This window comes from Amycolatopsis sp. NPDC024027, from assembly GCF_040638975.1.
Classification (GTDB): Bacteria; Actinomycetota; Actinomycetes; order Mycobacteriales; family Pseudonocardiaceae; genus Amycolatopsis.
In genome coordinates, this window is record NZ_JBEZYY010000002.1 from 211,777 (window position 1) to 232,651 (window position 20,875).

The 20,875-nt window shown below is 70.3% G+C and carries 21 protein-coding genes; 15 read left to right on the forward strand and 6 right to left on the reverse strand.

Going from position 1 to position 20,875, the window contains the following annotated elements; genetic code table 11:
* Positions 1 to 20 precede the first annotated feature (20 nt).
* Positions 21 to 1,901 carry an FAD/NAD(P)-binding protein gene (locus AB0F52_RS05865; RefSeq protein ID WP_360164987.1) on the reverse strand — a complete coding sequence of 627 codons (1,881 nt, stop codon included), beginning with the start codon at positions 1,899 to 1,901 and terminating at the stop codon, positions 21 to 23.
* A gap of 184 nt (positions 1,902 to 2,085) precedes the next feature.
* On the opposite strand from AB0F52_RS05865, the gene AB0F52_RS05870 reads away from it, so the two are divergent.
* The 3 genes from AB0F52_RS05870 to AB0F52_RS05880 all read left to right on the forward strand — a co-directional run bounded on the left by AB0F52_RS05870 (position 2,086) and on the right by AB0F52_RS05880 (position 5,442).
* Positions 2,086 to 2,382 (forward strand): hypothetical protein, encoded by a 297-nt coding sequence (locus tag AB0F52_RS05870; protein ID WP_360164989.1) that lies wholly within the window; start codon positions 2,086 to 2,088, stop codon positions 2,380 to 2,382.
* Positions 2,383 to 2,697: 315 nt separating this feature from the next.
* Complete coding sequence (locus AB0F52_RS05875; protein WP_360164991.1) at positions 2,698 to 3,957, forward strand: MFS transporter; 1,260 nt, start codon at positions 2,698 to 2,700, stop codon at positions 3,955 to 3,957.
* A 321-nt stretch (positions 3,958 to 4,278) separates the two neighbouring features.
* On the forward strand, positions 4,279 to 5,442 hold the full coding sequence (locus AB0F52_RS05880; RefSeq protein WP_360166559.1) for a GGDEF domain-containing protein: 1,164 nt from the start codon (positions 4,279 to 4,281) through the stop codon (positions 5,440 to 5,442).
* A gap of 2 nt (positions 5,443 to 5,444) precedes the next feature.
* Here the strand turns inward: AB0F52_RS05880 and AB0F52_RS05885 are convergent, their stop codons facing one another.
* Positions 5,445 to 6,089, reverse strand: a complete 645-nt coding sequence (locus AB0F52_RS05885; RefSeq protein WP_103337962.1) for a TetR/AcrR family transcriptional regulator — start codon at positions 6,087 to 6,089, stop codon at positions 5,445 to 5,447.
* Between the two features lie 89 nt (positions 6,090 to 6,178).
* Here AB0F52_RS05885 and AB0F52_RS05890 point away from each other — a divergent pair, with 89 nt between their 5' ends.
* Positions 6,179 to 7,402: a lipase family protein gene (locus AB0F52_RS05890; protein WP_360164993.1), complete on the forward strand. Its 1,224-nt coding sequence runs from the start codon at positions 6,179 to 6,181 to the stop codon at positions 7,400 to 7,402.
* A gap of 41 nt (positions 7,403 to 7,443) precedes the next feature.
* Here the strand turns inward: AB0F52_RS05890 and AB0F52_RS05895 are convergent, their stop codons facing one another.
* Entirely contained in the window at positions 7,444 to 7,854 is a 411-nt protein-coding gene (locus AB0F52_RS05895; RefSeq protein ID WP_360164995.1) for a DUF3151 domain-containing protein, read from the reverse strand.
* A 287-nt stretch (positions 7,855 to 8,141) separates the two neighbouring features.
* Between AB0F52_RS05895 and AB0F52_RS05900 the strand changes: the two genes are divergently transcribed.
* Positions 8,142 to 9,323 carry a hypothetical protein gene (locus tag AB0F52_RS05900; RefSeq protein ID WP_360164997.1) on the forward strand — a complete coding sequence of 394 codons (1,182 nt, stop codon included), beginning with the start codon at positions 8,142 to 8,144 and terminating at the stop codon, positions 9,321 to 9,323.
* 54 nt (positions 9,324 to 9,377) lie between these two features.
* On the opposite strand, the gene fbaA is transcribed toward AB0F52_RS05900, so the two are convergent.
* Entirely contained in the window at positions 9,378 to 10,409 is a 1,032-nt protein-coding gene (gene fbaA / locus AB0F52_RS05905) for a class II fructose-bisphosphate aldolase (RefSeq protein ID WP_360164999.1), read from the reverse strand.
* 153 nt (positions 10,410 to 10,562) lie between these two features.
* A complete protein-coding gene (locus AB0F52_RS05910) occupies positions 10,563 to 11,387 on the reverse strand; it encodes an LLM class F420-dependent oxidoreductase (RefSeq protein ID WP_360165001.1) in 825 nt (274 codons plus the stop codon).
* A gap of 63 nt (positions 11,388 to 11,450) precedes the next feature.
* Between AB0F52_RS05910 and AB0F52_RS05915 the strand changes: the two genes are divergently transcribed.
* From AB0F52_RS05915 to AB0F52_RS05940, 6 genes are all read left to right on the forward strand, one after another.
* On the forward strand, positions 11,451 to 12,359 hold the full coding sequence (locus AB0F52_RS05915; RefSeq protein ID WP_360165003.1) for an aldo/keto reductase: 909 nt from the start codon (positions 11,451 to 11,453) through the stop codon (positions 12,357 to 12,359).
* Between the two features lie 82 nt (positions 12,360 to 12,441).
* Positions 12,442 to 13,353, forward strand: coding sequence for an SDR family oxidoreductase (locus tag AB0F52_RS05920; RefSeq protein ID WP_360165005.1), 912 nt, complete (start codon positions 12,442 to 12,444; stop codon positions 13,351 to 13,353).
* 2 nt (positions 13,354 to 13,355) lie between these two features.
* Positions 13,356 to 13,829, forward strand: a complete 474-nt coding sequence (locus tag AB0F52_RS05925; protein ID WP_360165007.1) for a pyridoxamine 5'-phosphate oxidase family protein — start codon at positions 13,356 to 13,358, stop codon at positions 13,827 to 13,829.
* Positions 13,830 to 13,910: 81 nt separating this feature from the next.
* Complete coding sequence (locus AB0F52_RS05930) at positions 13,911 to 15,383, forward strand: NAD(P)/FAD-dependent oxidoreductase (protein ID WP_360165009.1); 1,473 nt, start codon at positions 13,911 to 13,913, stop codon at positions 15,381 to 15,383.
* Positions 15,380 to 16,237 carry a metal-dependent hydrolase gene (locus AB0F52_RS05935; RefSeq protein ID WP_360165011.1) on the forward strand — a complete coding sequence of 286 codons (858 nt, stop codon included), beginning with the start codon at positions 15,380 to 15,382 and terminating at the stop codon, positions 16,235 to 16,237. The genes AB0F52_RS05930 and AB0F52_RS05935 overlap by 4 nt, the downstream gene beginning before the upstream one ends.
* Positions 16,234 to 17,223 carry a PDR/VanB family oxidoreductase gene (locus AB0F52_RS05940; protein WP_360165013.1) on the forward strand — a complete coding sequence of 330 codons (990 nt, stop codon included), beginning with the start codon at positions 16,234 to 16,236 and terminating at the stop codon, positions 17,221 to 17,223. Before AB0F52_RS05935 ends, AB0F52_RS05940 begins: the two co-directional genes overlap by 4 nt.
* On the opposite strand, the gene AB0F52_RS05945 is transcribed toward AB0F52_RS05940, so the two are convergent.
* A complete protein-coding gene (locus tag AB0F52_RS05945) occupies positions 17,218 to 17,496 on the reverse strand; it encodes a YciI family protein (RefSeq protein WP_360166562.1) in 279 nt (92 codons plus the stop codon). The genes AB0F52_RS05940 and AB0F52_RS05945 overlap by 6 nt on opposite strands.
* A 200-nt stretch (positions 17,497 to 17,696) precedes the next feature.
* Here AB0F52_RS05945 and AB0F52_RS05950 point away from each other — a divergent pair, with 200 nt between their 5' ends.
* From AB0F52_RS05950 to AB0F52_RS05965, 4 genes are all read left to right on the forward strand, one after another.
* The gene (locus AB0F52_RS05950; protein ID WP_199191266.1) at positions 17,697 to 18,269 is read left to right on the forward strand and encodes a SigE family RNA polymerase sigma factor; all 573 of its coding nucleotides are present in this window, start codon (positions 17,697 to 17,699) and stop codon (positions 18,267 to 18,269) included.
* Positions 18,270 to 18,360: 91 nt separating this feature from the next.
* Positions 18,361 to 19,512, forward strand: a complete 1,152-nt coding sequence (gene nagA / locus AB0F52_RS05955) for an N-acetylglucosamine-6-phosphate deacetylase (RefSeq protein WP_360166566.1) — start codon at positions 18,361 to 18,363, stop codon at positions 19,510 to 19,512.
* Between the two features lie 23 nt (positions 19,513 to 19,535).
* The gene (locus tag AB0F52_RS05960; protein ID WP_360165015.1) at positions 19,536 to 19,982 is read left to right on the forward strand and encodes a hypothetical protein; all 447 of its coding nucleotides are present in this window, start codon (positions 19,536 to 19,538) and stop codon (positions 19,980 to 19,982) included.
* Positions 19,983 to 20,027: 45 nt separating this feature from the next.
* Positions 20,028 to 20,729 (forward strand): VTT domain-containing protein, encoded by a 702-nt coding sequence (locus AB0F52_RS05965; protein WP_360165017.1) that lies wholly within the window; start codon positions 20,028 to 20,030, stop codon positions 20,727 to 20,729.
* Positions 20,730 to 20,875: the final 146 nt, after the last annotated feature.

A 20,875-nucleotide genomic window follows, 5' to 3' on the forward strand; every position in this document is an offset into this window, starting at 1 on the left:
ACTGCACCGGGGCGGCGGCGTCACCTGGGCGGGCTGACCAGCGCCAGGATCTCCCGCGCCACCGCGTCGTTCTGGCGGAAGGACAACGCGTTCGTCCGCGGCCGGGTGAAGGCCGCCGCCGAACGGGCGCTCGTGTGCGGGCCCACCGCGAACCGGTGCGGGTGGGGCGCTCCCGTGCCGTCGAGCACGCGGGAGTCCGACACCCGCGTGTGGATGCGGCCGGACGGCAGGCGCGCGCCCGTGACCGGGTCCGCCACCGTCTCCTCGGCCAGTTCGCCCACGTCGCGCAGCTGCCGGAGCAGACCGTCGGCCGCACGGGTCACGCTCGGGCCCGGCAGCCGCGCCTCGATCAGCGTGCGGGCCTCGACCGGCTCCGGGTGGCTCGCCGACGAGGCCACGAAGACGCCGCGCTCGGCCGTCACCCGCATTTCCGCGCCCGCGAAGGAAACGATCCCCGCTTCGTGCAGCGCCAGCAGCTCCTCCAGGCGGCGCGGTGGCGGACCGCTGGCGTAGTAGGAGAAGAACCCGTGGAACCAGCCGTCCATATCGGACACCTGGGACGCCGCCCCCAGTCGTCCTTTTTGGACCAGGATCGGCAGCTGGCCGTACACCGACAGCAGCGCCATGAAGGCACCCAGGTCCGCGCTGAACTCCGGGTCCGCCCGGCGCGCCAGGTCGGCCTCGACGTACTTGCGCAGCTCCTTGCCGAACTCCTCCGCCGTGCCGAAGGTCCGGTCCGCCATCGGCCGGTCCAGCCGGTCGAGGTCGAGGCGGTCGGCGTCGGCGGGCACCGCCCGCCCGATGAGGTCCCGCATGGCGGGCGAATCCCAGGCCAGGTCGGCGAAGGCGTCGGCGAACACGGCGAAGTCCATGCGGACGCGGCCGGGGTGCCCGGTGAACAGCTCGCTGTAGTAGCCCCAGGCCAGTTCCTTCGCGATCAGCGGCCAGACGTCCGCGCGGAAGTCGAGGGCGGCCCCGGCCAGCCCGTCCATGGCGTAGGCGTCGAAGAACCTGGGCAGCCGCAGCGGTTTCCCGCGCAGCCGGTAGCCGATCTTCGCGTGGTAGGGCACCCCGCGCCGCGAGCCGACGTGCAGCACCGGCTCGGCACCGCTCGGGTGGTAGCGCAGGCCGCCGCACGGGAGGTCCTCGAACCGGCCGCCGCGGCCCTCGGTCAGCAGCAGCATCAGGTCGACGAACGCCAGCCCGAACCCGCGCACGAGCACGGTTTCCCCCGGTTCGACGCCCGCGTAGTCGACGTCGGCGGTGTAGCCGGCCGGGTAGTAGGACAGCCCGTGCCGCGCGGCGAACGCCACCAGCTCGCGCTCCCGCTCGTCCGGTTCCGCGTCGAGGTGGCCGACGGTGAAGACGACGGCGTCCGCCACGATCGCCGATCCGTCGGACAGGGTGACGGTGCGGCCGTCGACCCCGGTCGCGCGGGCCGCGTGCTCGAGGACGTCGACGTCCTCGGGCAGGTCCTCGACGACCTTCCGGTAGACCCAGGTCAGGTAGGCGCTCTGCAGGCGCCGGGTGGGGAAGTGGAAGGGGTCGAGCGCCGTCAGCTCGGCGACGACGTCGGGCGGCACGTCGGCTTCGAGGCCGCCGTCACGCACCTGCCGCGCCCACTCCAGCAGCGACGGCCCCGGCCGCACCGGGCCCGCCATCTTCACCGACTCGTCGGTGAACATCGTGACGTCCTCGGGCATGGAGTTCATCCGCAGCAGGGGTGACTGGTCGTAGCGCCAGACCCGGCCGGGCCCCGGGGGGAACGGGTCGATCAGGTGCACCTCGAGCCGCCGTCCGCCGAGCAGTTCCGCGGCGTTCGCGCCGAGCCGTTCGAGGACGCCGACCCCGCGGGGTCCGGCGCCCACGACGGCCAGGGTGAACGGCGGGAGGTCGGCCACGAATCCGAAGCTACGCCGGGGTTCCGGCGCCGGACGTCCTTCCCACAGGGCGGAATGCCGGGCCGGACCCATCCGCTCCGGCCCGCGGCTCCGAATACCCCGGCACACCGGTGAAAGGAGCGAACTTGTCCTTCGTCCACCCAGGCGCCCGGGCCTCGATCACCCACCCGCCACCTGCGAATACTTGACCGATGAGATCGGTTCGCCGCACCGCGTCCACACCGCGCAGGACGTGGTCGGCACCCTCCTGGAGGGACACTGGGCGATCTTCGCCCACGAATGGGCCGACCCGGACGGGATCGATCCCGAGCACTGGCGGGACGTCGTCGAGGCCGCCGCGGAGGCGGCCGGGGTCGACGTCGAGTTCGTGGTCATCCCGCGCCGGTCCCTGACCGTCGTGTTCAACCGGGCGGCGCCGCCCACCTTCGAGCAGGTCCGCGCGTCCATCGAGGTCATCGAACGCGCGCGGGGCCGCGGCTGACCTGTCGTTTCCCTGGTAGCCACCTCGCGTGCGCGAGGTGGCTACTTTTGCCCCTGGCGACCGACCAAGGGGTACGGAATGATCCATTCGTGACTCCTGGGCGACCGGTCAGACACTGCGGGCTATCGTCTGACCCGTTCGGGAAAGCTCCGTGACACCTTGGATACCAGCGAAAGAACCTAGAGATTTACCAACAGTCACGGGACACTGGCTGGGGTAACTCACGTACCGTGACTGCCTCATGACCGCCTGGTCGTCTTGTCACCGGAGGCCACGGGACGGACGCGGTCTGTAGAAGAGGTCGGGAGAAAACGCATGGCAGCACCGCCGGATCGCGTCACGTTCCGCGAGGTGTTCGGGATCGCCGAGTTCCGGGCGCTGTGGTTCGGCGAGCTGCTCTCGATCGCCGGCGACCAGCTGGCCAGGGTCGCGCTGTCCATCCTCGTGTTCACCGGGACGAACTCCGCGACGCTCACCGGCCTGACCTACGCGCTGACGTACGCGCCGTCGCTGCTCGGCGGCATCTTCCTGACCGGCTTCGCCGACCGCTTCCCTCGCCGCAGCGTGATGGTGCTCGTCGACCTGCTGCGGGCCGGCCTGATCCTGCTGGTCGCCCTGCCCGGCATGCCGTTCTGGCTGATGTGCGTGCTGGTCGGCGGCGTTTCCCTGGTCAACCCGCCGTTCAAGGCGTCCCAGCTGGCGCTGCTGCCGCAGGTGCTCGAAGGCGACCGGTTCGTCGTCGGGATGGGCATCCGGAGCATGACCGTGCAGACCGCCCAGCTGCTCGGCTTCGCGGGCGGCGGCGCGCTGCTGCTCGCCCTCGACCCGCACGTGGCGCTGGTCGTCGACGCGGCCACGTTCGTGCTGTCGGCCTTCTTCGTGCGCTTCGGTGTCCGCGCCCGGCCGGCCGCGGCGACCGGTGAGCAGCGCAAGTCCTTCTTCGCGACGCTCGGCGGCGGTGGCCGCACGGCGTTCGCGAGCTCGCCGCTGCGGACGCTGGTGCTGTTCACCTGGCTGATGGGGCTGCTGCCGGTCTACGAAGGCATCGCCGCGCCGTACGTCACGGCGGCGGGCGGCGGGCCCGAATCGATCGGCCTGCTGCTCGCGGCCGACCCGATCGGCAGCGTCATCGCGACCTTCGCCTACACGCGCTGGGTGCCCGCGCGGCTGCGGCCGAAGCTGATCGGACCGCTCTCGGCGCTGTGTGCCGTGCCGCTGGTGCTCTGCTTCCTGAACCCCGGCCCGATCTCGTCGATCGTCCTGTTCATCGTCTCCGGCGGCCTGGGCACGGTCTGCCTGCTGCAGGCGACCGCGTCACTGACCCTGGCGGTGCCCGACGAGCAGCGGGCGCAGGTGATGGGCCTGTCCAACACGGGCCTGACGACGATGATGGGCATCAGCCCGCTGATCGGCGGCGTGCTCGCGGACCAGCTGACCCCGCACGGGACGGTCGGGATCTTCGGCATCGCCGGGATCGTGCTCACCCTGCCGCTGGCGGTGCTGTGGAGCCGGGCGCTGACGGGCGAGCCTGGACGATGGATCGGCAAAGAAGCCGCACGCGCCGAACATGCATGACATGCCCCGCGCGTGGGCCCGACCTGCGCGACCTTGCGGTGCGCTGTGCGGTCACTGTTCTTTGCCGCGCATCGCTGGCCACCTCTCGTTCCGGTGTCAAAGAAAAAGTACACACCGAAAGCCCTTGTGGACAGCAGGCGAACGGTCTGAAACTGTCTGTGAGTACTTTGTCACCGTACATTTGCGCAAGGGTCTGGGGGAAAAATGGTCACATCGGGGGAACAGCGCGGCCAAGACTTGATTTCTCGGGCGCGGGGCTGGGCACTGTGGACCCGCCCCCGCGACTGGATCATCGCGACGCTGACCGCCATCACGGTCATGCTGAGCTGGACGGCCGTCTCGCTGTTGACCGTACCGGTCACCGTCGCCCAACTGGGCACGTTTCTGCTGCTCACGGCCTTGGCCGTGGCGCAGACCGAGGTCAGCAGGCGGCTGGAGCGGCAGCGCCGCATCCTCAGCAGCGGGCCTTACATCTCGATGACTTCGGTCTGGCTGCTGCCCGCCGGCCTGCTGCTGCCGGCCCAGCTGATCGCCGCACTCGGGGTGGTGCTGTACGTCTACCTCGCGTTCCGTAGTTGGTCCGGCACCCGTCCGGGTGAATTTCACCGCGTGGCCGCGAACGCCACCACGATGATCCTCTCGGCCTTCTCCGCGGGTGTCGTCGGTCACATGACCATCGGCAGCGGGGTGGCGACGGTGACGCTGGCCGCGCTGGCCTTCTTCACGGTCAACACCGCGCTCACCGGCCTCGGCCTGTACCTGGCCGACCCGAAGAGCGCGACCCCGGTGTCGTGCCTCGGCAACATGGACGACAACCTGCTCGAGCTGTCCACATTGTGCGTCGGCGCGCTGCTGGTGATGGTGCTCAACGAGGAGCCGCTCCTGTCGGTGCTGGTCATCCTGCCGCTCTACGTGCTGCAGCGGTCCGTGCTGATCAAGCGGCTGGAAGAGCTGGCCACGACCGACCAGAAGACGCAGCTGCTCAACGCCACCACCTGGCAGGACGGCGCGCAGCGCGAGATCTCGCGTGCGGAGCGGGAGAACGGCAGCTTCGGCGCCATGATGATCGACCTCGACCACTTCAAGCGGATCAACGACACCTACGGGCACCTCGCGGGGGACGACGTGCTCAAGGCGGTCGCCGCCGTGGTCAGGCAGGAGACCCGGGCGCACGACCTGGTCGGCCGGTTCGGCGGCGAAGAGTTCGTCGCCCTGCTGCCTTCGACGTCCAAAGAAGACGCGATCGTCACGGCGGAGCGGATCCGGCAACGGGTCAGCGAGCTGATCATCAGCACCACGACCAACGCGGGCGCCGCCGTCGACATCGAACGGCAGACGGCGTCGATCGGCGTCGCCGCGTACCCGCTGGACGGCTCGTCCATCGAGGAGGTGATGGCGTCCGCCGACGCGGCCGTGTACGCGGCCAAACACGGCGGGCGCAACCGGGTCGTGGGGTCGGTCGCGACAGCCTTGGCCGCGGCTTAGCCCTACCGCAGCCGGTCGATGACGTCGCTCGCCTTGGTCTGCAGGCGGGCGACGCCACCCACGGTGAATTCGGTGAGCAGGTCGATCAGCGCGTCCTGGTCCGGCGGCTCGCCGTCCCAGGTGGCCTGGACCAGTGACTCGGTCATCGCGAAGAAGAGCGTGACGAGCGCGCGGTCCGCCCGGCCCGAGTCGATGCCGTGGGCGGCCCACCGCTTGCGGCTGGCTTCGGCGTAGACGACGGCCAGCCTCTCCCTCAACCGGGTGAGAGCGGGGTCGCCCGCCCGCTCGGCCGCGCGGAGCACGCCGTAGCCCTCGGGGTGGTCGGCGACGAAGGTGACCATGTTGGCGTAGTTGGCCCGCGCCCAGGCCCGCAGGCCGGGCTGCTCGTCGGCCACCGACGGCCCCGCGATGGCGGTGAAAGCCCTCTCTTCGGTGTCCGCCACGACCTCGGCGAACAGCGTCGCCCGGTCGCCGAACTGCTCGTAGACGGCTTGGCGCGAGACGCCGGCCTCACGCGCGATCTGCTCGATCGTCGCGCCCTGCATCCCGTGCTGCCCGACCACCCTCGCCGTCGCGTTCAGCACGCGGGCGCGCTGCTCCGAAACCGGGAGCTTGCGCGGCCGCCCGCGCGGAGCCGGGCTTGACATGGTGGTCCACCTCACGTGATTCTTTTTCCGACACCTCTGTCTAAAAAGGTGTTTCCCCGCGCACTCGACCTGCTCAACGAGGAGCAAGCATGCGTATCTTCCTCCGCCGCGCCCTCTCCGCGGCCGTCGCCACGGTTTCCGTTCTGGGACTGGCGACGCTGGGCCCGCCACCGGCCTCCGCCGCGTCCTTCTACGATCCGCCGTCCCCCCTGCCCGCCGGCCGCAACGGTGACCTCATCCGGCACGAGACGTCGACGTTCTACATCGATCCCATCCAGCTGATCAAGGCCGACGCGAACGTGCAGCGGATCATGTACCGCAGCACCGACACGCACGGCTCGCCGATCGCCGTCACCGGCACGGTGCTGACCCCGCGGTCGGCGTGGCACGGCGCCGGGGTGCGCCCGATCGTCTCCTACGCCGTCGGCACCCAGGGCGAGGGCGACGACTGCGCGCCGTCGAAAGCGCTTGCCGCGGGCTTCGAGTACGAAGGGCCGTTCATCGCGGGGCTGCTGACGCGGGGGTACGGGGTCGTCGTCACCGACTACGAAGGGCTGGGCACGCCCGGGGACCACACGTACGTCAACCGCGCGTCCGAGGGCCACGCCGTGCTCGACGCGATCCGCGCGGCGCAGCGGCTGCCGGAGGCGGGCCTCCCGGACGACGGCCCGGTCGCGATCGCGGGCTACTCCCAGGGCGGCGGCGCGTCGGCCGCGGCGGCGGAGCTGCAGCCGAGCTACGCACCCGAGCTGAACTTGAAGGGCGCGTACGCGGGGGCGGTGCCGGCGGACCTCGCCGAGGTCGCCAAGAACCTCGACGGCCACTACGCGGTCGGCTTCCTCGGTTTCGCGCTGGTGAGCATGAACTACGCCTACCCCGAGCTGAACATCCCGGCGCTGCTCAACGCGCGCGGGAAGCAGCTGTTCGAGCAGGTCCGCACCGAGTGCACGGTGGAGGCGATCGCCGCGCACGCCTTCACGCAGTCCTCGACGCTGACCACCGACGGCCGCTCGCTCACCGCGTACCTCGGCGACGAGCCGTACGCCTCCCGCGTGGCCGAGCAGAAGATCGGGACGCTGAAGCCGACGGCGCCGGTGCTGATCGTGCACAGCGCGCTCGACGACATCGTCCCCTACGCGCAGGACCGCGACCTGGGCCGGACGTGGTGCGGCAAGGGCGTGAAGGTCCAGTTCAGCACGTCACTGGTGCCCACGCACGTGCTCGGCGCGGTGCGGGCGTACCCGGAGGCGTTCGCCTGGCTCGAAGGCCGCTTCGCCGGCCTGCCGGCGCCGGTCAACTGCGGCTGGTTCTGAGGCCGGAGGGCCCGGGACCGCGTGGTCCCGGGCCCGCGGCGTCACTTCAGGCCGGTGGCTTCCGCGGCGGCGGGGTCGGAGTCGGCGAGGAACGTCCGGCAGCGTTCGAACTCCTCGGCCTCGCCGATCTTCCCGGCGGCCTTGCCCAGGACGGCGAGGGCGCGGAGGAACCCCTGGTTGGGGCGGTGCGCCCAGGGCACCGGGCCGAAGCCCTTCCAGCCCGCGCGGCGCAGCTGGTCGAGACCCCGGTGGTAGCCGGTGCGGGCGTACGCGTACGCGGCGACGGTCTCGCCCGCGTCGAAGGCCTTCTCGGCCAGCGAAGCCCAGGCCTCGCTGTAGTCGGGGTGTTCGGCCGCGACGGTGGCCGGGTCGGTCCCGGCGTCGAGCGCGGCCTGGGCGGCGGTGTGCTCGGGCAGCAGCGTCGGCTCGGGGCCGAGCAGGTTGTGCGTCATGGGGTCATTGTGCCCATGCCCCCGGATCAGAAGAACAAGCCCGCGAGAATCCCGCCGCCGGCCAGCACCAGCGCGGCGACGAGCACCGCCGCGACAACTCGTTTCGGCATCATGGCGGCACACCATGCCAAGCCGGGGCGGCCCGGAGCAAGTCGCCCACCCGTAGGGGTGAACCCTGGGCGCGAAGCGCCTCCGTCGAGGGTGGCGGCGGGGAAGAAGGTCGGGGGGAACCCGGGTTTTTCGGCGTCTTTGCACGCTCGTGACCATGACCGGCGATGATGTCCGGCATGGCCAAGGCAGTCGACGTCCCGGTGGACGTCATTCCGCGCAGTCCCGTCGGCAAGACGCGGCTGTTCTTCACGCGGCACTGGCACCGCGGTGCCCCCGGGCAGCCGACCCCGGACTGGGTGCTCCGGTTCTGCTACGGGATGTGGCTGGCGGCGTTCGCGTTCAAGCTGGTCGGCTCGTCGTGGGACATGTCGTGGCACTTCATGTGGCTGCGCGACGACCTGGCGCCGCCGCACCTGATCAACACCGTCGGCACGGTGATCATCGTGGTGCTGGTGGCGATCCACAGCTACACGGGTCTCGGCGCCGACAAGACGTCGCTGCGGCTGATGCAGGTCGGCCTGCTGACGTTCCTGGTGGCGGCCCCGCTGGACGTCATCAACCACCGCGTCAACGGCCTCGACCTGACCGCGTGGAGCCCGTCGCACATGATGCTCTACCTGGGCACGGGCATCATGCAGGCCGGTGTCCTGCTCGGCTGGCTCCGGCTGTCCCCGCCGGGGCGCTTCCGGACCGGCGTGCTGCTCGCGCTGTGGGCGTTCTTCCTGGAGAACACGTTCTTCCCGAACGGCCAGCAGGAGTACGGCATCCTCGGCCTGCGCGCCTGGGAGCGCGGCGAGCCGGAGGCGGAGAAGTCGCTGCTGGACTTCGCGGCCAACCAGATCGGGCACCCGGTCGACCGGACGGCTGTGCTGCACTTCACGATGCCGATCCCGGAGTGGGTGTACCCGCTGTGGGGCATCGGCGTGATGGCGTTGATCCTGGTGCTGGCCCGGAAGACCCTCGGGTTCCGCTGGGCGGCCTCTTCGGTGGCGCTCGCGTACGTCGCCTATCGGTCGGTGATGTGGCCGCTGCTGCTCGGGCTGGGGTTCCCGGTGTCGACGGTGCCGTTCTACCTGCTCTTCGTGGGTCTCGCCGTGGACCTGGCGTTCTCCGTCGGGGTCGGGGTCGTGCAGGCAGGCGCAGGGGCGCTGCTGGTGACGGCGTTCGGTTACGGGGCGTTCTGGCTGCAGTCGCAGTTCCGCCCGTGGGTGCTCGGGGACGCGCACACGGAGTCGGCCCCACCGGCGGCGTACTGGACGGCCGCGGTGGTGCTGGCCGGGGTGTTCGCCCTGTGGGCCGGCGCGGAACCGCTGACTCGGAGGTGGGCAGCGCGGCGCTCGGTCGCCGAATCGGCCTGAACACGACGAAGGGCCGCCACGGAAACCCCGTGGCGGCCCTTCGCGCGAAGAGACCTACTTCAGCTTGGTGCCCGCCGACCCCAGGGCCTGGCAGGCCTCGACCACGCGCTGGGCCATGCCGGCCTCCGCGGCCTTCAGGTACGACCGCGGGTCGTAGACCTTCTTGTTGCCGACCTCGCCGTCGATCTTCAGGACGCCGTCGTAGTTCTTGAAGAAGTGGTCCACGATCGGGCGGGTGAACGCGTACTGCGTGTCCGTGTCGACGTTCATCTTCACCACGCCGTAGGACACCGCCTCGCGGATCTCCTCCGGGAGCGAGCCCGAGCCGCCGTGGAAGACCAGCTCGAACGGCTTCGAACCCGCGTCCAGGCCGAGCTTCTTCGACGCCGCCTCCTGACCGCCCTTCAGCACGTCCGGGCGCAGCTTCACGTTGCCCGGCTTGTACACGCCGTGGACGTTGCCGAACGTCGCCGCCAGCAGGTAGCGGCCCTTCTCGCCCGCGCCGAGTGCGTCGATCGTCTTCAGGAAGTCGCCTTCGGCGGTGTACAGCTTCTCGTTGATCTCCGCCTCGACGCCGTCTTCCTCGCCGCCGACGACGCCGATCTCGACCTCGAGGATGATGTTCGCGGCCGCCGTCTTGGCCAGCAGCTCCTGCGCGATCTCGAGGTTCTCGTCGAGGTCGATCGCCGAGCCGTCCCACATGTGGGACTGGAACAGCGGGTTCTGGCCGTTCTTGACGCGCTCGGCCGAGATCTCGATCAGCGGGCGGACGAAACCGTCCAGCTTGTCCTTCGGGCAGTGGTCGGTGTGCAGTGCGACGTTGATGTCGTACTTCGCCGCGACGACCTGGGCGAACTCCGCCAGCGCGGTCGCGCCGGTCACCATGTCCTTGACCTTCTGGCCGGACGCGAACTCCGCACCGCCGGTGGAGAACTGGATGATGCCGTCGCTCTCCGCCTCGGCGAAGCCGCGGATGGCGGCGTTCACGGTTTCGGACGAGGTCACGTTGATGGCCGGGTAGGCGAACTCGTTCGCCTTGGCCCGGTCGAGCATCTCCGCGTAGACCTCGGGGGTGGCGATGGGCATCGTTACTCCTCCTTGGCACAGGGTGGTCCCGACCGCATCGTACGAGGTCCGCCGTCGCCGCACACCGGTCCCCGCGCAGAAACTTTCCCGCACGTCGGATCGGTTCAGAAGGGATGCGTCCGGCCGCCGGGCGAGCCGGCGGCCGGACGGGGATCACAGCAGCTCGGAAGCCAGCGCGCGGTACGCGGGCCACGGGTCCTCGTTGAGCACCTGGACGACCACCTGGTCCGCCCCCGCTTCCAGGTGGGCCGCCAGGCCGGGGGCGATCGCCGCCGCGTCGCCGTGCAGCGCCAGCGCGTCGACCAGGCGGTCGCTGCCCTCGCCCTCGAGGTCCTCGTCCGTGAAGCCCAGCTTCCGCAGGTTGGCGACGTAGTTCGACAGCCCGAGGTAGTACTTCACCGTGTTGCGGCCGATCGCACGGGCCTCGTCGGCGTCGGTCGACAGGACGACCTTGTGCTCCGGGGCCAGCAGCTTGCCCGCCCCCAGGATCTCCCGGGTGCCGCGGGTGTGCTCCGGTGTCGTCAGGTACGGGTGGGCGCCGGCCGTGCGCTCGCCTGACAACGCCACCACCTTCGGACCCAGCGCCGCCAGGGCCCGGCCGGACACCGGCACGCCCGCGGCGTCGAGGCCGTCCAGGTAGTCGACCAGCGCCGCGTACGGCTTCTTGTACTCCTTCGTCGCTTCGCGGTGGCCCGCGCCGACGCCCAGGAGGAAGCGGTCCGGGTACTTGCCCGCGATGCGCTCGTACACGCGGGCGATGTCCGCGGGCTCGTCCTGCCAGATGTTCACGATGCCGGTCGCGATGACCAGCGAGTCCGTCGCTTCCAGAATGCCGTCCACGGACGCGAGGTCGTCCCCGCTGGGCGAGCCGCCCAGCCAGATCGCGCCGTAGCCGAGCTTCTCCGCCTCCGCCGCGAACTTCGCGTCGACGTTCGCGTGGTACCGCCAGATCCCGAGCTTGCCCAGTTCGATAGCCATGGAACACCCCAACGCACGAGACCGCGATTTTCCTCCCGGGATCGGCGAATTACTGTCGAAGACATGACCAAGCTGGGAAACACCGACCTCGACGTGTACGGGCTGAACCTCGGCGGCAACGTCTTCGGCTGGACAGCGGACGAGCCGCAGTCCTTCTCCGTGCTCGACGCCTACACCGCGGCCGGAGGCAACTTCGTGGACACGGCCGACCTCTACGGCGGCGGGGGCGGCTCCGAGGAGATCCTCGGCAACTGGCTGGCCGCGCGCGGCAACCGGGACGACGTCGTCGTCGCGACCAAGGTCGGCCTGTGGGACGGCCGGCCGGGCCTGTCCGCGAAGAACATCCAGGCTGCGGCCGAGGACTCGCTGCGCCGCCTCAAAACCGACCACATCGACCTCTACTACGCGCACCGGGACGACCCGGACACCCCGCTCGAGGAGACGCTCACGGCGTTCGACGCGCTGGTTCGCGCGGGCAAGGTCCGCCACCTCGGCGCGTCCAACTACAGTGCCGAGCGGCTCACCGATGCACTGTCCATTTCGGACCGGAATGGTCTTGCCCGCTACGCGGTGCTGCAGCCGCACTACAACCTGGTCGAGCGGGACTACGAGCGCGACCTCGCCCCCCTCGTCGAGCGCGAAGGCCTCGCGACCCTGCCGTACTTCGCCCTCGCGAAGGGCTTTCTCACCGGCAAGTACCGCACGAAGGGTGCCGAAAGCGACAGCCCGCGCGCCGCCCGCGCGGAGTCCTATTTGGACAGCCATGGCGAGCGCGTGCTGGCCAAGCTCGACGAGGTCGCCCAGGCGCACGGCGTCTCGGTCTCCACAGTGTCGCTCGCCTGGCTGCGGCGGCAGCCGACGGTCGCCGCGCCGATCGCCAGCGCCCGGACGCCCGAGCAGCTCACCGATCTCATCGCCTCGGTGAGCCTCGACCTCACCGACGCCGAAGTCACCGCGCTGAGCGAGGCCTAGCACCTACTTTCGAGTAGCTTACTGCGGGTAAGTTGAGGTACGGTGCCCTCCGAGAGCGACGTTCGACGTCCAGGAGGGCACCGTGGCCAACCCGTTTTCGCTGCTGAGCGGCACCAAGAAGGTCGACGGCAAGGTCGTGCTGATCACCGGCGCGGCCCGCGGCATCGGCGCCGGCCTCGCCGAACGGCTGGCCGCCCGCGGCGCCAAGGTCGCCCTCGTCGGCCTCGAAGCCGACGAGCAGAAGAAGGTCGCCGACCGGATCGGCCCGAACGCGCGATCCTGGGAAGCCGACGTCACCAGCTGGGACGCGCTCGAGCGCGCGACGGCGAGCGTCGTCGAGCACTTCGGCGGGATCGACATCGTCATAGCGAACGCCGGCATCGCGACCGCGGGCTTCGTCCGCTCGGTCGACCGGGCCGCGTTCGAGAAGGTCATCGAGGTCGACCTGCTCGGCGTCTGGCGCACGTTCCGCGTCACGCTCCCGCACGTCATCGAGCGCAAGGGCTACCTGCTGGCGATTTCGTCGCTCGCCGCGATCACGCACGCACCGGGGATGGCGAACTACTCCGCCGCGAAGGCCGGCGTAGAAGCGTTCTCCAACAGCCTCCGCGCCGAGGTCGCGCACCTGGGCGTCAAGGTCGGCGTCGCGCACCCGACGTGGATCCGCACGGACCTCGTCGAGAGCGCCGACGCGCACCCGGTGTTCGGCAAGCTCCGCGCGTCGATGCCCGGCCTGATCGGCAAGACGTACCCGCTGGACGTGGCCCTGGACGACCTCGAAGCGGGCATCCTCAAGCGCGCCCGGACCATCCACGTGCCGCGCTGGGTCGGCGGCCTCAAGCTGTTCCGCGCCTTCCTGCCGCCGGTAGTCGAGATCGGCTCCCGCAGCCGGGTACCTTCGGCGGACAAGGCCGCGCTGGCCGACATCGAGGCGCGCGGCGCGTTCGAGTCGGCGGTCACCGGCCACGGCGGGCGAGCCGCCACCAAGGGGTGAAGATGTCCCGTCGCGACCAGATCAGGATGACCGCGGACGAGGTGCGGGAGTACCTCGCCGGGCAGAAGGTCATCAACGTCGCCAGCATCGGCCCGAACGGCCGGCCGCACCTCGCGCCGCTCTGGTACTTCCCGCACGAGGACGGCGTCGCGACCTGGACGTACAGCACGTCGCAGAAGGCGAAGAACCTCCGGCGGCTGCCCGAGGCGACCGTGCTCGTCGAGGACGGCGACAGCTACGAGAAGCTCCGCGGCGTCTCGTTCGAGGCCGACGTCGAGATCGTCGAGGACACCGACGAGGTCACCCGGATGGGGACCGCGCTCATGCAGCGGTATTCGGGGGCCAAGCCAGGTGACCCGGCGACCGCCGAGCTGAGCGCCTTCATCGCAGGTCAAGCCGCCAAGCGCGTCGGGCTGATCTTCCGGCCGACCAAGGTCGTCAGCTGGAACCACGGCAAGCTCGGCGGGACGTACTGATCAGTAGCCGGTACTTCCAAGTAACTGTTACCTGAGGTAACGTCATCTGGGCAGGATCCCCGACGCAGCGGAGGCCGACAGATGACCGAGCGGTTCAAGGTCGTGATCGTGGGCACCGGGTTTTCCGGGCTCGGCCAGGCGATCCAGCTCGAGAAGGCCGGTATCCGGGACTACGTGATCCTGGAGAAGGCCGCCGAGGTGGGCGGTACCTGGCGCGACAACTCCTACCCCGGGTGCGCGTGCGACGTGCAGTCGCACATGTACTCGTTCTCGTACGAGCAGAACCCGGGCTGGTCACGGTCGTTCTCGCCGCAGCCGGAGATCTTCGACTACCTCAAGGGTGTCGCGGACAAGTACCGGCTGCGCGAGAAGATCCGCTTCGGCGTCGAGCTGACCGGCGCCCACTGGGACGAGCGCGAGCGCCGCTGGACGGCGACGACCAGGGACGGCCGCGAGTTCGTCGCGCAGTTCCTCGTCTCCGGCGTCGGCGGCCTGCACATCCCGCAGATCCCCGACCTGCCCGGGATCGCGGACTTCAAGGGCCAGACCTGGCACTCCGCGCGCTGGAACCACGAGTACGACCTGCGCGGCAAAAAGGTCGCCGTCGTGGGCACGGGCGCCAGCGCCGTCCAGTTCGTCCCGAAGATCGCCCCCGACGTCGCCGAGCTGACGCTGTTCCAGCGGACGCCGCCGTGGATCATGCCCAAGCCCGACCACGCCATGCCGTCGTGGGCGCGGACGCTGTTCAAGCGCGTCCCCGGCACCCAGCGCCTGTACCGCAACGCGCTGTACTGGCTGCTCGAGGCGCGGGCCATCGGCTTCAACGGCCACCCGGCGATCATGAAGGCCGGCGAGCTGATCGCGAAGCGGAACATCGCGAAGGGCATCAAGGACCGCGCGCTGCGCAAGAAGGTCACGCCGGACTACACGATGGGCTGCAAGCGCGTCCTGATCTCCAACGACTACTACCCGGCGCTGGCCCGGCCGAACGTCGACGTGAACACGGCCGGGATCAAGGAGGTCAAGGCGCACTCGATCGTCGACTCCGCCGGGGTCGAGCACGAGGTCGACGCGATCGTCTACGGCACCGGCTTCAAGGTGACCGACGCGCTGGAGTACCTCGACATCACCGGCGTCGACGGCCGCAACCTCGCCAAGGAGTGGGCGAGCGCGGGCATGCGGACGCACAAGGGCATCACCGTGTCCGGCTACCCGAACCTGTTCTTCCTGCTCGGCCCGAACACCGCGCTCGGCCACAACTCCGTCGTGTTCATGATCGAGTCGCAGGCGCGGTACGTCGTCGACGCCATCAAGCTCGCCGATTCGCGCGGTGCCGCCGCGCTCGACGTCCGGCCGGGCGTGCAGGACGAGTTCCAGCGGGAGATCCAGGACAAGCTGGTCAAGGGCGTCTGGACGCAGGGCGGCTGCAAGAGCTGGTACCTCGACGCCCAGGGCGTGAACCGGACGATCTGGCCGGGCTTCACCTGGCGCTACTGGCTGGAGACCCGCAAGGTCGACCCGGCCGACTACGAACTGTCCGGCCGGGCGTCGTGACGTCCGGGGACGAACAGCTCGTCCTGCACGCCCGGAACGTGCGGTTCGGCTGGGCGGCGCTCCCGGTGCACTGGATCCCCGGCGAACCACAGGCCACGCACACCGTCAACGTGCTGCACCTGGCGCTGCCCGAAGGCGAGCGCTGGTTCGTCGAGGTGTTCAAGCAGGCGCTGCCGCTGATCCGTGACGAGCGGCTCCGGGCGGACGTCCTCGGCTTCATCGGCCAGGAGGCGGTGCACGCCGAGGCCCACGACGGCGCGGCGGCGCACCTCGAAGCGGCGGGCGTGCGCGTGCGGCCGTTCGTGGCGCAGATGGAGTGGCTGTTCCGGAAGCTGCTGGGCGACCGCGCCCTGACCGGGCGGGCCGCCGAAGAGTGGCTGGTCGAGCGGCTGGGGATCATCGCCGCGATCGAGCATTACACCGCGTTCCTCGGCCAGTGGGTGCTCGACGCGCCCCTGGAGCAGGCGGGCGCCGACCCGGTGATGCTGGACCTGTTGCGCTGGCACGGCGCCGAAGAGGTCGAGCACCGAGCGGTGGCGTTCGACCTGTTCATGCACCTCGACGGGCGGTACACGCGCCGGGTGCGCAGCATGGCGGCGGTGACGCCGGTGCTGGCCTGGGTCTTCGCCCGCGGTACGCGCTACCTGATGCGCAACGACCCGACCCGCCCCGGCCGCGCGTCGCTGGGCGGATATCGCCGGGCGGCGAAGCGGGGGCTGCTGCCGACCGGGCGGGAGCTGCTGCGGGAGATCCGGCCGTACTTCCGGAAGACCTATCACCCGTCCGAGACCGGGAACACCGAGCAGGCGGTGGCCTACCTGGCGAGTTCGCCCGCGGCCCGGGCCGCGGAGTGACCCTCGGCCGGCCCACCCGGCTCGACGGCAGCGCGCGCACCGACCACCTGATGTCCACTTTGGTCGGGGTGGTGGGTGTTTACCGCCGGTTGTCGCAATTCAGCGGGAAGCGGCGGCCGCCCGTGCGCACCGTGGACCGGAACCTTTCGCTGACCGTCGAAACGATCCGGCCCGAGGCCGACGGCGTCGTCAGCCTGCGCCTCGCCAACGGCACCCCGCTGCCGGCCTGGCGGCCGGGCGCGCACCTCGACCTGGTGCTGCCGTCCGGGCTGACCAGGCAATATTCACTGTGCGGCGACCCCGCCGACCGCTCGCACTACCGGATCGCCGTCCGGCGGATCGGCGCCGCGTCGGGCGAAATCCGCGCACTGGCCCCCGGCACCCGCGTCACCGCCCGGGGCCCGCGGACGACGTTCCCGCTGGTCGGCGACGGGCCGTTCCTCTTCGTCGCCGGCGGCATCGGGATCACGCCGATCCTGCCGATGGTCCGCCACTGCGTGGCCTCGGGCGCGGACTGGCGGCTGGTCTACACCGGCCGCAGCCGCGCGTCGATGCCGTTCCTCGGCGAGCTGCCGGACGACGACCGCGTGTGGATCCGCCCGGACACCGAGTTCGGCATCCCGGCGTCCGGCGCCGAGCTCCTCGAAGGGCTCCCGTACGGCGCGTCGGTCTACTGCTGCGGCCCGGTGACGATGATCACCGGCGTCCGCGCCGACCTGGCGCTGACCACGGCCAAAGCCGTCCACTTCGAACGGTTCGCGCCACCGCCGATCGTCGCGGGAGCGCCGTTCCGGCTGACTTTGCGCAGGTCACGCCGGGTGCTCGAGGTGCCGGGCGACCGCACGGCGCTCGCCGTCCTCCTGGCGGCGCGGCCCGGCACGCCGTACTCGTGCCGCCAGGGTTTCTGCGGGACCTGCGCGGTGCCGGCGGCCGGCGGGTCCGTGCGGATCTGCGTCGACCGCGGCAGCACCGTGCTCGACCTATGACGGCAGCCAGGCGCCGATCACCGGCTTGAACTCGCGGATGGACCGCTGCGCGACGACCCCTTCCAGGAAGTACGGGTCCTGGTCGATCGTCTCCTTGAGGTGCGCCTCGTCCTCGGCCTGGTACAGCGTGATGCCGCCGGTGCCGTCGCCGAGCGGCCCGGCGACCGCGACGCGGCCCTCGCCGGCCAGCCTGGTCAGGAACTCCCGGTGACGCGGCCGGACGTCCGGCATCTTCTCCTGGACGTAGGTGATTTCGACGAGGAACCAGGCCATGTGGATCTCCGGGATCGGCGCGGGCGGGACACCGCCGACGCTACCCGTGTCACGGTTCTGTACCAGCATCCGATCTGTGGCACCGGCATCTGAACCCGATAGGCTGGGCGTGCGTCAGTACCTGTGTGAGCGCTGTGAATACCGTGAACCTGCTGACGCGGCACACCGTGCAAACCGGGGTCGAGAACAGGCAGGGGTTCATGCTCGAGGGCAATGCGGAACGCAGCGTCGAGGCGACCCTCGGCCACCTGCGGGTCATGGACGGTCCGGCCCCGGCGCAGGCGCCGACACCGCTGACCCTCGAAGACCTCTACCGCCAGCACCGCATGCGGCTGGTCCGGCTGGCGATTCTGCTGGTGGACGAGCCCGCGACGGCGGAAGACGTGGTCCAGGAGGCCTTCACCGGCCTGCACCGCAACTGGGGCAGGCTCCGGGACGCCGCGGCCGCGGTCGGCTACCTGCGCACCGCGGTGGTCAACGGGTCGCGCAGCGTGCTGCGCCGCCGCAAGACGGCCCGCGAGTACGTGCCCCCGCACGCGGTGAACGCGCGCTCCGCGGAGAGCCTCGCGATGCTCTCCAGCGAGCACCAGGCCGTGGTCAGCGCGCTGTCGAAGCTGCCGCCCCGCCAGCGCGAAGTGCTCGTGCTGCGGTACTACGGCGGGCTGAGCGAGGCCGAGATCTCTGAGGCCGCAGGTATCTCCAAGGGTACCGTTAAATCGACCGCCAGCCGGGCGCTCGAGGCACTCCAGAAGGCCATGCAAGCCCCACAGTGACCCGGGTGGACCATTCCGATCACTGAGTCGTATCACCATGCTTGGTCCAGACCAATATATGCTGGGGTGCGTGAGAGGCGCCGGAGATTTCGTGATCATGGGCGGCCGGGTCGCCGCCCCGGACCGTTTACTCGACGACGGCTGGGTGGCCGTGTCCGACGGGCGGATCGCCGGCGTGGGTTCCGGGACCCCGCCGTCGGGCGAGCACGTCGACGTCGGTGGGGCACTGGTCGTGCCCGGGTTCGTCGACACCCACTGCCACGGCGGGGGAGGTGCTTCGTTCACCTCCCTCGATCCCGAGGAACTCCTGACGGCGGTGCGGGCGCACCGCCGTCACGGCACCACGACCATGCTCGCCAGCCTGGTCTCGGACCCGGTGGACATCCTGCGTGAGCAGGTCGCGGCGCTGCGTGAGCTCGTCCAGGACGGCGAGGTCGCGGGCATCCACCTGGAGGGGCCGTTCATCTCGAAGGCCCGCTGCGGCGCGCACGACCCGGAGACGCTGCTCGAACCGGACACCGGCACGGTCGAGAAGCTCCTGCGCGCGGGCCAGGGCGCGATCCGGATGGTCACCATCGCCCCCGAGCTGCACGGCGGCGTGAAGGCCGTCCGCCAGCTGGCCGAGTCCGGCGTGATCGCGGCCATCGGGCACACCGACGGCGTCGAGGAGCAGCTGCTGCCGGCGATCGACGCGGGTGCCACGGTGGCGACCCACCTGTTCAACGGCATGCGGCCGCTGCACCACCGCGAGCCCGGCCCGGTCGGTGCGCTGCTGGACGACGAGCGCATCACGATCGAGCTGATCTGCGACCTGGTCCACCTGCACCCGACGGTGGTCCGCCTGGCGGCCAAGCACGCGGGCCGCAACCGGACGGTCCTCATCACCGACGCGATGTCGGCCACCGACGCCGCGGACGGCCGCTACACGCTGGGCCGCCTCGAGGTCGACGTCCACGACGGCGTCGCCACCCTCGCCGACAACGGTTCGCTGGCCGGCAGCACCCTGACGATGGACACCGCCTTCCGCAATCTGGTCCGGGGTGCGAAACTCGGCATCCTCGACGCGGTGCACGCGACGTCGCAGCGGCCCGCGGAACTGCTCGGCATCGCGGACCGGACCGGGATGCTGTGCTCCGGTTACCAGGCCGACGTCGTGGTCCTCGACCAGGACCTGCGGCCGGCGAAGGTGTTGCGCCGGGGAGAATGGGTCGCCGAGGTGGGTACGGCTACCTTGAGCACGTAGGTGTTGCGAGCGGACGGGCGGAGATGAGCGAGCCGAAGGACCCCGAGCAGCTGCTGGCGGACGCCCTTCGCGCGCAAGCCGTCTTCGCACCGCAGGTGTCGCCGCCCCCCAAGGCGTCCGACACGTCTTCGTCGTCACCGGCCACTCCGGCTTCTTCGACGTCTCCGGCGTCTTCGGCTTCGCCGGCGGCCGGCGCTCGCGGGGCTGAGCCGGCCACCGACGCGGTCCCGACCAGCGCGATCAACGAGCTCCCGTCGGCGTACGGGCTGCTCTCCGGGGCGAGCGCGGACTCGCTGGAGCGCGAGCGCGCGGCCCTGGAGGCGGAGGCGCCGACGACGTTCACCCCGCGTCCGCCGGAGCCGGAACCGGTGCGGACGTCGGCGCAGCTGCCCGCGTACTGGATCTTGTTGCTGGCGGTGCTGCTGGGGCTCGCCGCGGGGTCCGTGGTCGGCCTGCTCACGCTGGTCTGACCGGGTCTCAGTCACGACTCAGGGTGACCCTGTACCGTTTTCCAGGTGATTCTCGCCCAGAGCACGGTCAACACGATGTCGCTGCTGCCGTCATGGCTGGACCCGCAGCACCTGCTGAGCGGGCTGACGACACCGGTCATCGCGGTGCTGTGCCTGATCATCTTCATCGAGAGCAGCATCTTCCCGGTCCTCCCGGGTGATTCGCTGCTGTTCACGGCGGGCCTGTTCATCGCGAACGGAACGCTGAACGCCCCGTTGTGGCTGGTCTGCGTCCTGGTGACGGCGTCGGCCCTGCTCGGCAACGTGGCCGGTTACTACATCGGCTACTTCGTCGGCCCGAAGCTGTTCAACCGGCCGGACTCGAAGTTCTTCAAGCGCGAGTACGTGGACAAGACCCACGAGTTCCTGGAGAAGCACGGCCCCAAGGCGGTCGTGCTGGCCCGGTTCGTCCCGTTCGTCCGTACGTTCATCACGTGGATCGCGGGCATCGGCCGCATGGACCCGAAGCGCTACTTCACGTACACGGTCCTCGGCGGCATCCTGTGGGCCGCGGGCATCACGATCCTGGGTTCGCTGCTGGGCAACATCGGCTTCATCCGCGACAACGTCGACGCGATCTTCGTGCTGATCGTGCTCGTGTCGGTGGTGCCGATCGCGCTGGAGTACCTGAAGTCGCGGCGCGAGAAGAAGGCTTTGGCCGAGGCGGACCCCGAGGTCACGCAGCGGATCCCGCGCATCAAGGAGTGAGTTCCGGCTCGCTCGCCGGGCACCGCAGCGAGGTCGCGAATGACTCATTCGGGGCGCTGGTTGAAGGCGGGGTTGTGAACGTTGTGGTGTAGCGCGAACCGAAATAATGGATTGAACGTAACAAGGAAACCGGATTTAGTCGTTTT

Coding starts and splice junctions, on each gene's coding strand:
- AB0F52_RS05960 (WP_360165015.1), top strand. CDS start 19,536: ATGAGCGAGCCGAAGGACCCCGAGCAGCTGCTGGCGGACGCCCTTCGC.
- AB0F52_RS05930 (WP_360165009.1), top strand. CDS start 13,911: ATGACCGAGCGGTTCAAGGTCGTGATCGTGGGCACCGGGTTTTCCGGG.
- AB0F52_RS05915 (WP_360165003.1), top strand. CDS start 11,451: ATGACCAAGCTGGGAAACACCGACCTCGACGTGTACGGGCTGAACCTC.
- AB0F52_RS05950 (WP_199191266.1), top strand. CDS start 17,697: ATGCTCGAGGGCAATGCGGAACGCAGCGTCGAGGCGACCCTCGGCCAC.
- fbaA (WP_360164999.1), bottom strand. CDS start 10,409: ATGCCCATCGCCACCCCCGAGGTCTACGCGGAGATGCTCGACCGGGCC.
- AB0F52_RS05900 (WP_360164997.1), top strand. CDS start 8,142: ATGGCCAAGGCAGTCGACGTCCCGGTGGACGTCATTCCGCGCAGTCCC.
- AB0F52_RS05925 (WP_360165007.1), top strand. CDS start 13,356: ATGTCCCGTCGCGACCAGATCAGGATGACCGCGGACGAGGTGCGGGAG.
- AB0F52_RS05945 (WP_360166562.1), bottom strand. CDS start 17,496: ATGGCCTGGTTCCTCGTCGAAATCACCTACGTCCAGGAGAAGATGCCG.
- AB0F52_RS05895 (WP_360164995.1), bottom strand. CDS start 7,854: ATGACGCACAACCTGCTCGGCCCCGAGCCGACGCTGCTGCCCGAGCAC.
- AB0F52_RS05890 (WP_360164993.1), top strand. CDS start 6,179: ATGCGTATCTTCCTCCGCCGCGCCCTCTCCGCGGCCGTCGCCACGGTT.
- AB0F52_RS05885 (WP_103337962.1), bottom strand. CDS start 6,089: ATGTCAAGCCCGGCTCCGCGCGGGCGGCCGCGCAAGCTCCCGGTTTCG.
- AB0F52_RS05875 (WP_360164991.1), top strand. CDS start 2,698: ATGGCAGCACCGCCGGATCGCGTCACGTTCCGCGAGGTGTTCGGGATC.
- AB0F52_RS05910 (WP_360165001.1), bottom strand. CDS start 11,387: ATGGCTATCGAACTGGGCAAGCTCGGGATCTGGCGGTACCACGCGAAC.